The sequence below is a fragment of the Phormidesmis priestleyi BC1401 genome, from assembly GCF_001650195.1.
Classification (GTDB): domain Bacteria; phylum Cyanobacteriota; class Cyanobacteriia; order Leptolyngbyales; family Leptolyngbyaceae; genus Phormidesmis_A; species Phormidesmis_A priestleyi_B.
The window spans coordinates 40,943-47,418 of record NZ_LXYR01000040.1 but is presented as its reverse complement, the minus strand read 5'-3'; the positions used below and the strand labels follow the sequence as shown (position 1 = coordinate 47,418).

The following is a 6,476-nucleotide window of genomic DNA, read 5'->3' as shown; positions in this document are numbered from 1 at the left end:
AGACTCTGTGGCGTGACCGCCACGCGGGAACCCCTTTTACATCCCCATGCTTAAAAGACAGGGGCTTTAAGGGTTCCCCAGCCCTCCATTCCGGTAAATTACAACGGTAACCATACTCATGGCGAGGCACCGAAAGGAATCTATCGAAAGCAGACCACTGATGTCGGCAGTTTTCCAGCAAATCCTTTCGGTCTCTACGATATGCACGGCAATGTCTGGGAGTGGTGCGCTGACCACTGGCATGGAAATTATGAGGCTGCTCCATCAGATGGCAGTTCCTGGACAACTAATAAAAATAGTGAAAATCGTGTACTTCGGGGCGGTTCGTGGTTCAGCAATCCGTCGTACTGTCGCGCTGCCTTCCGCAACTCTGGCTCTCCTGCCTACCGCGGCTCTAATGTCGGTTTTCGGGTGGTGTGTTCGGTTTTCCAGCACTCTTCTACTATCAGAACTAAGCAATGGGAATTGTTTGGGCGTATCCAGAAGAGTCCAGACCTGTTCCGGTGAGGAAGACAACGACCTCCGAAAATAAAACAGAGCCGGGTAGCTTGGTAGGCGAAAGCCGAAGACTTACCCGCTCATTGAGCTTTATCGCATTTGAGCTAATTGTGTCGGGGACGATCGTGGTCATTGTTGGCAGGAGCGATCGCTGTTTTAGATTTTGCTGACTGCGATCGCCCCTATTGTGGAGAAGAACGATCGCTTCTTTCAATCAGGAATCAGAGGCATGGTTCAAATACCTTATGAAATTCGAGTTCGATGAAGCTAAGAGTCAGTCTAATCAAGAGAAACACGGCATTAGCTTCGTCAAAGCACAACAACTGTGGGCTGATTCCGACAGAATCGAGATTCCAGCTAGAACAGAAGACGAGCCAAGATTTCTAGTGATTGGTACAATCAACCAAAAGTGCTGGTCAGCCGTTGTCACCTACCGAAACAGCAGAGTACGCATTATTTCGGTTCGACGCTCTCGCACAGAAGAGGTAGAAATTTATGAAAGCAGATGAATTTGACACTAGATTTGACAATGGCGAAGACATTACCAATCTTTTAGACCTCTCTCAAGCAAATCATCCAGGCTACGAGCAGACGCGTGTTGATGTTGACTTTCCCATCTGGATGCTTGAAGCACTAGACCAGGAAGCCAAGCGCCTTGGAGTCACACGCCAAGCCATTATCAAACTTTGGATTGCAGATCACCTTGCTACTCTTTCTCATTAGGGTTCCAGCAGCATCAGCCTAGAAATTCCTGCCTATACAAACCGATACTTTTGCACACGCGATCGCCCTTCAGCCGATCGTGTAGGGGAATCGTGAAAATAAGATACTTTAGAAGCAGTTGAGCGATCGTAAAGCCCATGAAAGCCATCGAAATCACAGGCAGCATTGACGAACAGGGCATTGTCGAGTTAGACCAACCCCTGGCTGCCCTAAAACCCATTCGCTTTCGAGGCATCTTGCTTTTCCCCGATCAAGACGACGCTCAAGAATGGTCTTTAGCAGCTCTCAAAACTTCGGCGATCGATCTTCTCAGTGATCCTGACGAAGACATTTACACACTAGAAGACGGTAAACTGATCGACCATGAAACGTAGCATCGTTCTGGTTGAATTTCCCTACGACGATCTATCTGATAGTAAAATTCGACCTGCTTACGCGTTAACAAACCCGATCGGAGAACATCGTCACGTCGTTCTCGCACTCATTACCAGCCGCCTTCCGACTCACCCCCTGGCTACCGACCTAATCTTAGATGCGACTCACCCTGACTTTGCCGTCACTGGACTCAAAAAAACCTCCGTGCTGAGGCTAAATCATTTGCTCACACTGCGCCACTCCATGATCCAGCGTCAGCTAGGCGGGTTATCCACAAAACTCATAAGCAAATCGTAGAAAAACTGTATGCCCTGCTCTCTTAATGACGCGATTGTTCTTCATCCGATCATGCAAGAGCGATCGTTGAAGAAAAAAGAGATAGATTGAAAGTGCAAGAATGGCGACAGCTTGGTTGTCTATGAAAACCCAAGAAACACTGAAGATTGAAGCAATTCTCAATGAGCAGCGCGATCGCATTCTAGAAATTGCGGTTCAACACGGCGCTAGAAACGTGCGGGTATTTGGCTCCGTTGTTCGGGGAGAAGCTCAACCCAACAGTGATATTGATTTTCTAGTAGATTTAGGTGAATCGTTAAGCCCCTGGTTTCCTGTCGGTTTAATCCAAGAATTAGAGGCATTGCTAGGACATAAAGTTGATGTCGTAACCGAAAAATCGCTGCACTATTTCATCCGCGATCGCATCTTAAGTGAAGCTCGATCGCTATGAAAGATAGCCGTGTTTATCTGGTACACGTTCGGGACTGTATTAATCGAATTGAAGCTTACACTGTGGCGGGAAAAGCTGCATTTTTTGCAGATCTGAAAACTCAGGATGCAGTGATCCGAAATCTGCAAACCCTATGTGAATCAACCCAACGACTACCAGATGATTGGAAAGCGATACGTCCTGAAATTGATTGGAGAACGATTGGCGATTTTCGCAATGTCCTAGCCCATCAATATTTAGACATTGACCTCGATATCATCTGGAATGTGGTGGAAAACTACCTGCCAGATTTAAAGCAAGCCGTTGATGCGCTTTACCAACAGTTTTAGGCTGCTTAGAGAAGTTTTATTTGAGTGAGAAGCACGATCGCCCTTGAGTTAATCACGCAGGGGCGATCGTGGACGGTAGAGCGATCGCATTGCCTAGTCTCTATGTTTATAAAACACGGCTCGATAAACAGGTTCCCCTCGCTCTAGCGTCGAGGCTTCTCGCTCAGTGGGGATGGGCATCGGGTTATCCGTCAACCAATCACAGTCTTGACGGTGAAACGCAGGATGGGCAGCAAAGCGATCGACCATCTCGATCGCCACTTCTTCGATATCAGATTGGACAAACACCCGACCACCATTGCTTAAATGGAGTGCTAATTCTTCGACGACTTCGGGCTGCACGACGCGTCGTTTTTGATGTTTACGCTTAAACCACGGGTCAGGAAACTGAATCGTCACCTGTTGCAGCGTCCCCGGTTTGAGCGGCGCAAGCAGAGCAGGCAGCGAGTTATTAACATTGCAGAACAAATAGTGGAGATTTTGCAACCCCAACTGATCGCGAAACTCGATCGATTGATCAACCAACGGTTCCCGAATCTCCAATCCCAAAAAATTCCACTCTGGCTGAAGCTGTGCCATTTTAAGCAAAAACCGTCCCCGTCCGCAGCCGATATCTAGGTGCAGAGGCAGCGTCAAGTCGGCATAGATTTTTTCCCAATCAGGCGATTCTGCGGGAGTTTGATACTTTCGACTTAAGGGATTGACGTGCTCACGCACCCGAACAATAGCCAAACGAGCCTCCTGGAAAGGGTGAAAAACTCAAATTAATCTTTTTCTTTCACAATGCCAAACACCGATGTGTAGCCGTGCAAAAACGTCGTGTTGCCAACCGGACCGATTTCACCGCTGCCAAAGAAGCCGCTCACCGGAACCCGATCGAGATATTGAGCAAACATCTGAGTGTCGAAATTGGGTTCGCCATACAGCCCTTCGCCCCGCCCCATGCAGGAGAACATTAAAGCACCGATCGCCGATGATTTTGCGTCGGTCTCGGTTTGATAGCGTTGCAGCAAGACTTCTAAATCTTCGGCAGAGGTTTGGGCATCGCGCAGATGAAACTGGATGCGCTGCCCCGGACGGATGCGATCGCCGATCGCGATCGCGCCCACGCGTGGATCAACGCCCAGCAGATTGCGAATCAAGAAGTCGCCTTGCTCTAACCCTTGCTTAAACTCATTTTGCGCCACTCCGACAAACAGAGAGTGTTGCGCTAAATCCCGATCGTCTTCGCTCAGAGTGTCGATCACTTCTCGCAAAATCTCTAATGGGGTGCGCTGAGTGACAACCTTGCGGCTAGATGTCGGGCTTTCTTCTAAACTGTCGCGCTCTTGCAAGCCCAGCACAATATTTCGTTCGCCTTCAGTCACCCAATAGGGTTGCCCGATCGGACGACATCCCTGAGCGACGATCGTGTCCATGACAAGATTGCCACTGAGCGCCACCCCAACCGATCCTTCTCGGTAAGAGCGATCGTTGCAAAACAGCGCAGTTGTGCCGCCCATGCGATCAGAGCTTGCCAACCCACCGACTTTAGAAGCCCCGGCATAGGCATAGTCTAGCCCTTGCAGCAGATCATTGACTTTGGCAGAGAAGGGATCGGCTAAAACGACAAAGTGAGGCTGATCGGCGATCGGCACCCCAACTAACTCGACCCACGCATCCGGCGAACTGTCTAGATCGGGCAACTCTTCAGCCGTTAGATGAAAAGTCTTAATCTTCACCCCCGGAAGCGCTGCCAACGTCAGGCTGAGAGCAGGTTCTCCTTCGATTTCACGCACCTTGCCCCGCTGAGACACGCCGACAATGCCGCCTCCACTGCAACCAATCAGCGGAATGTCTGGCAGTTTGTCTCTCAGCAAGGGAAGCAGCCGAGAAAATTCACTGGCAAACGCAGAGGAGATGAACACAAACCCCAAATCAGCAGGAGTCTCTAACAATGTTTGCGCTTGCTCAACCACTTCTATCACGGCTGCTTCAAGCGAAGGGCGCGTTGAGAGGGCACAAACCCACTTCATTGAGTCAGGGGTTGGTTCTGTCATAAAGTTTCTCCCGGTTGCCAGGAACCATTAATTAACAGGGTGGAGACGATCGTGTATTCCTAGTTTACTCAACCTGTGCGTGGACTGGAGCAATCAGCCTGAGAGCAAAAGCGCACCCGATGCGATCGTGGCATAAGTTTTCTAATCGAGCCTCCCGTAATCGTTTGCTGGGTTTTCCGAACGCGACTCTGGTTTGAAAGCAGGTTAAAATATTGAAACATCCATAATCGTGAGTGCTCTCAGGCTCAAAAAGTGTTGCATTCATTGCAGATAGCTGAATCTTAAGAGATTACTCTCGATCGAGAAACAGACCTGCAATCGCCAATATCACTGCTTTAGCGATATCAGGTGAGCGGCACTCCAAAAACCTGACCTGCACTACCTACTCTCTCAAACGCTTTGAGCGACCTGTTTCAGTATCTCCGTTCAACGAAAGGACGAAATTATAATCATGAGCGAAATCGAAAAGCAGATTGAACAAGAACGTGACAATGCCCGCGAGATCTGCGGCATTGACGGCAAAGATCCTAAGTGCGCGGCTGCATGGGATGTTGTTGAAGAGCTTCAGGCAGAGCGCTCTCACCAACTTCAGGCTAAGCCCAAAAACTCTTTAGAGCAGTTCTGCGACGACAACCCTGACGCGCTAGAGTGCCGAGTTTACGACAACTAAAACACGATCGGGTCGATTTTGAATCCATCGTCTAGAATCATTGGACAAGCAATGAAGATTTCCCTTTGTGGTAGTCTAATTGCTTGTTTTTTATGGTTTAAGCTAGGCGTGTTGCGAGATGCGCTTCGTTCACTGCGAATTACTATGCAAGATGTCCCCTGGTTTTCCCCGTTTGTTTGGGCTGATTATCGACTCGCGATTCTTTTTCTGGTCGTCGTGCCTCTGGCGCTGCTGCTCTGGGCATTTGTGCAGAAGGCAGATGCGATGCAGCGATTGCTGACCATCTATTGGCGAGTTGCAAGCCTGTTGGCGATTACCATCTATCTATTGATTGGAGCATTGCCGATCGCGTTTTTTGCTGGCTGGTTCGCTCGCGTTCTCATCCCGGTCTCACTCTGGTACTGGGCTGATTTGAATGAAGAAATTCGTGAGCAGCTTGCAAGCCCATTGAAATTGACGATGACTTCTTGGCGTTGGGCAGTCTCAATTTATTGTGGGCTGGGCGTTTTGGCACAACTGCCCGTGTTGAAATGCGCTTTGCAAGCGAGTGCTGAGATTCAAAGCGATGCCGTCTGTCGCACCTGGTTAGAGCCAGCCTGGCTATATCGAGAATATTTTCACGGCTCAACTCAGCCTTGGTTTCTAGGATTTTTGGGGATCGCTGGGCTGATTGTCTACACGCTCTACTTCGGCTATTTTGTCTTTTTTAAAGTCGGTAAGCGCAAGCGATCGGCGATGGGCAACTAAGATATCTAATTCGGATCATGATCTATGGCTGATTCTCTGGGGCGACGGTTAGAACAGTACACGCTTAAACGCCCGAGCGAGGTTTTGCTGGTTGCGATCGAGACAGACGGGCAACCCGATGAAGTAGCGATTTTTAAGGGGTTTTCTAGCTCGTTGATGAATCCGACTGCGTTTGATCCAGATGTGCCTGTGGTGTGCGATCGGGCAACAGTTCTGTCGATCGATCGGCTAGAAAGCCCTTACAATCCCAACGATCCCCGCTACATTCAAAAAGGGATCTCTTGGGGAGAATTTCAGGCTTTATTGTCGTCGGTAGGGGTGTGAGTGTCTTTTTCGGGAGAAGTGGTATTCTCCCAGTAACAAGTGTG

Annotated in this window: 13 protein-coding genes; 10 read left to right on the top strand and 3 right to left on the bottom strand. The window is 49.2% G+C overall.

Going from position 1 to position 6,476, the window contains the following annotated elements:
- Nucleotides 1-87 precede the first annotated feature (87 nt).
- A complete protein-coding gene (locus A8707_RS18615) occupies nt 88-507 on the top strand; it encodes a formylglycine-generating enzyme family protein (RefSeq protein ID WP_082906426.1) in 420 nt (139 codons plus the stop codon).
- Here the strand turns inward: A8707_RS18615 and A8707_RS28360 are convergent.
- Nucleotides 452-712 carry a hypothetical protein gene (locus A8707_RS28360; protein ID WP_156518704.1) on the bottom strand — a complete coding sequence of 87 codons (261 nt, stop codon included), beginning with the start codon at nt 710-712 and terminating at the stop codon, nt 452-454. The two genes, A8707_RS18615 and A8707_RS28360, sit on opposite strands and share 56 nt — an antisense overlap.
- A 31-nt stretch (nt 713-743) precedes the next feature.
- On the opposite strand from A8707_RS28360, the gene A8707_RS30690 reads away from it, so the two are divergent.
- From A8707_RS30690 to A8707_RS18585, 6 genes are all read left to right on the top strand, one after another.
- The gene (locus A8707_RS30690; RefSeq protein ID WP_068818701.1) at nt 744-1,007 is read left to right on the top strand and encodes a BrnT family toxin; all 264 of its coding nucleotides are present in this window, start codon (nt 744-746) and stop codon (nt 1,005-1,007) included.
- Nucleotides 994-1,221 carry a type II toxin-antitoxin system BrnA family antitoxin gene (brnA, locus tag A8707_RS18605; RefSeq protein WP_068818700.1) on the top strand — a complete coding sequence of 76 codons (228 nt, stop codon included), beginning with the start codon at nt 994-996 and terminating at the stop codon, nt 1,219-1,221. Before A8707_RS30690 ends, brnA begins: the two co-directional genes overlap by 14 nt.
- 137 nt (nt 1,222-1,358) lie before the next feature.
- Nucleotides 1,359-1,595 (top strand): hypothetical protein, encoded by a 237-nt coding sequence (locus tag A8707_RS18600; RefSeq protein WP_068818699.1) that lies wholly within the window; start codon nt 1,359-1,361, stop codon nt 1,593-1,595.
- Nucleotides 1,585-1,893 carry a type II toxin-antitoxin system PemK/MazF family toxin gene (locus A8707_RS18595; RefSeq protein WP_068818698.1) on the top strand — a complete coding sequence of 103 codons (309 nt, stop codon included), beginning with the start codon at nt 1,585-1,587 and terminating at the stop codon, nt 1,891-1,893. The genes A8707_RS18600 and A8707_RS18595 overlap by 11 nt, the downstream gene beginning before the upstream one ends.
- 121 nt (nt 1,894-2,014) lie before the next feature.
- A complete protein-coding gene (locus A8707_RS18590; RefSeq protein ID WP_197484878.1) occupies nt 2,015-2,323 on the top strand; it encodes a nucleotidyltransferase family protein in 309 nt (102 codons plus the stop codon).
- Nucleotides 2,320-2,652, top strand: a complete 333-nt coding sequence (locus A8707_RS18585; RefSeq protein ID WP_068818697.1) for a HepT-like ribonuclease domain-containing protein — start codon at nt 2,320-2,322, stop codon at nt 2,650-2,652. The genes A8707_RS18590 and A8707_RS18585 overlap by 4 nt, the downstream gene beginning before the upstream one ends.
- A gap of 93 nt (nt 2,653-2,745) precedes the next feature.
- Here the strand turns inward: A8707_RS18585 and trmB are convergent, their stop codons facing one another.
- Both trmB and A8707_RS18575 read right to left on the bottom strand, forming a co-directional pair.
- Nucleotides 2,746-3,384 (bottom strand): tRNA (guanosine(46)-N7)-methyltransferase TrmB, encoded by a 639-nt coding sequence (trmB, locus tag A8707_RS18580; protein WP_068818696.1) that lies wholly within the window; start codon nt 3,382-3,384, stop codon nt 2,746-2,748.
- Between the two features lie 32 nt (nt 3,385-3,416).
- Nucleotides 3,417-4,691 carry an FIST signal transduction protein gene (locus tag A8707_RS18575; protein ID WP_068818695.1) on the bottom strand — a complete coding sequence of 425 codons (1,275 nt, stop codon included), beginning with the start codon at nt 4,689-4,691 and terminating at the stop codon, nt 3,417-3,419.
- Between the two features lie 451 nt (nt 4,692-5,142).
- Between A8707_RS18575 and A8707_RS18570 the strand changes: the two genes are divergently transcribed.
- Genes A8707_RS18570 through A8707_RS18560 form a run of 3 tightly spaced genes read left to right on the top strand, consistent with a single transcriptional unit; the run spans nt 5,143 to nt 6,432 of the window.
- The gene (locus A8707_RS18570) at nt 5,143-5,361 is read left to right on the top strand and encodes a Calvin cycle protein CP12 (RefSeq protein ID WP_068818694.1); all 219 of its coding nucleotides are present in this window, start codon (nt 5,143-5,145) and stop codon (nt 5,359-5,361) included.
- Between the two features lie 51 nt (nt 5,362-5,412).
- Complete coding sequence (locus A8707_RS18565; RefSeq protein WP_231948140.1) at nt 5,413-6,108, top strand: DUF3177 family protein; 696 nt, start codon at nt 5,413-5,415, stop codon at nt 6,106-6,108.
- A 24-nt stretch (nt 6,109-6,132) separates the two neighbouring features.
- On the top strand, nt 6,133-6,432 hold the full coding sequence (locus tag A8707_RS18560; RefSeq protein WP_068818693.1) for a DUF7734 family protein: 300 nt from the start codon (nt 6,133-6,135) through the stop codon (nt 6,430-6,432).
- The last annotated feature ends 44 nt before the right edge of the window (nt 6,433-6,476 follow it).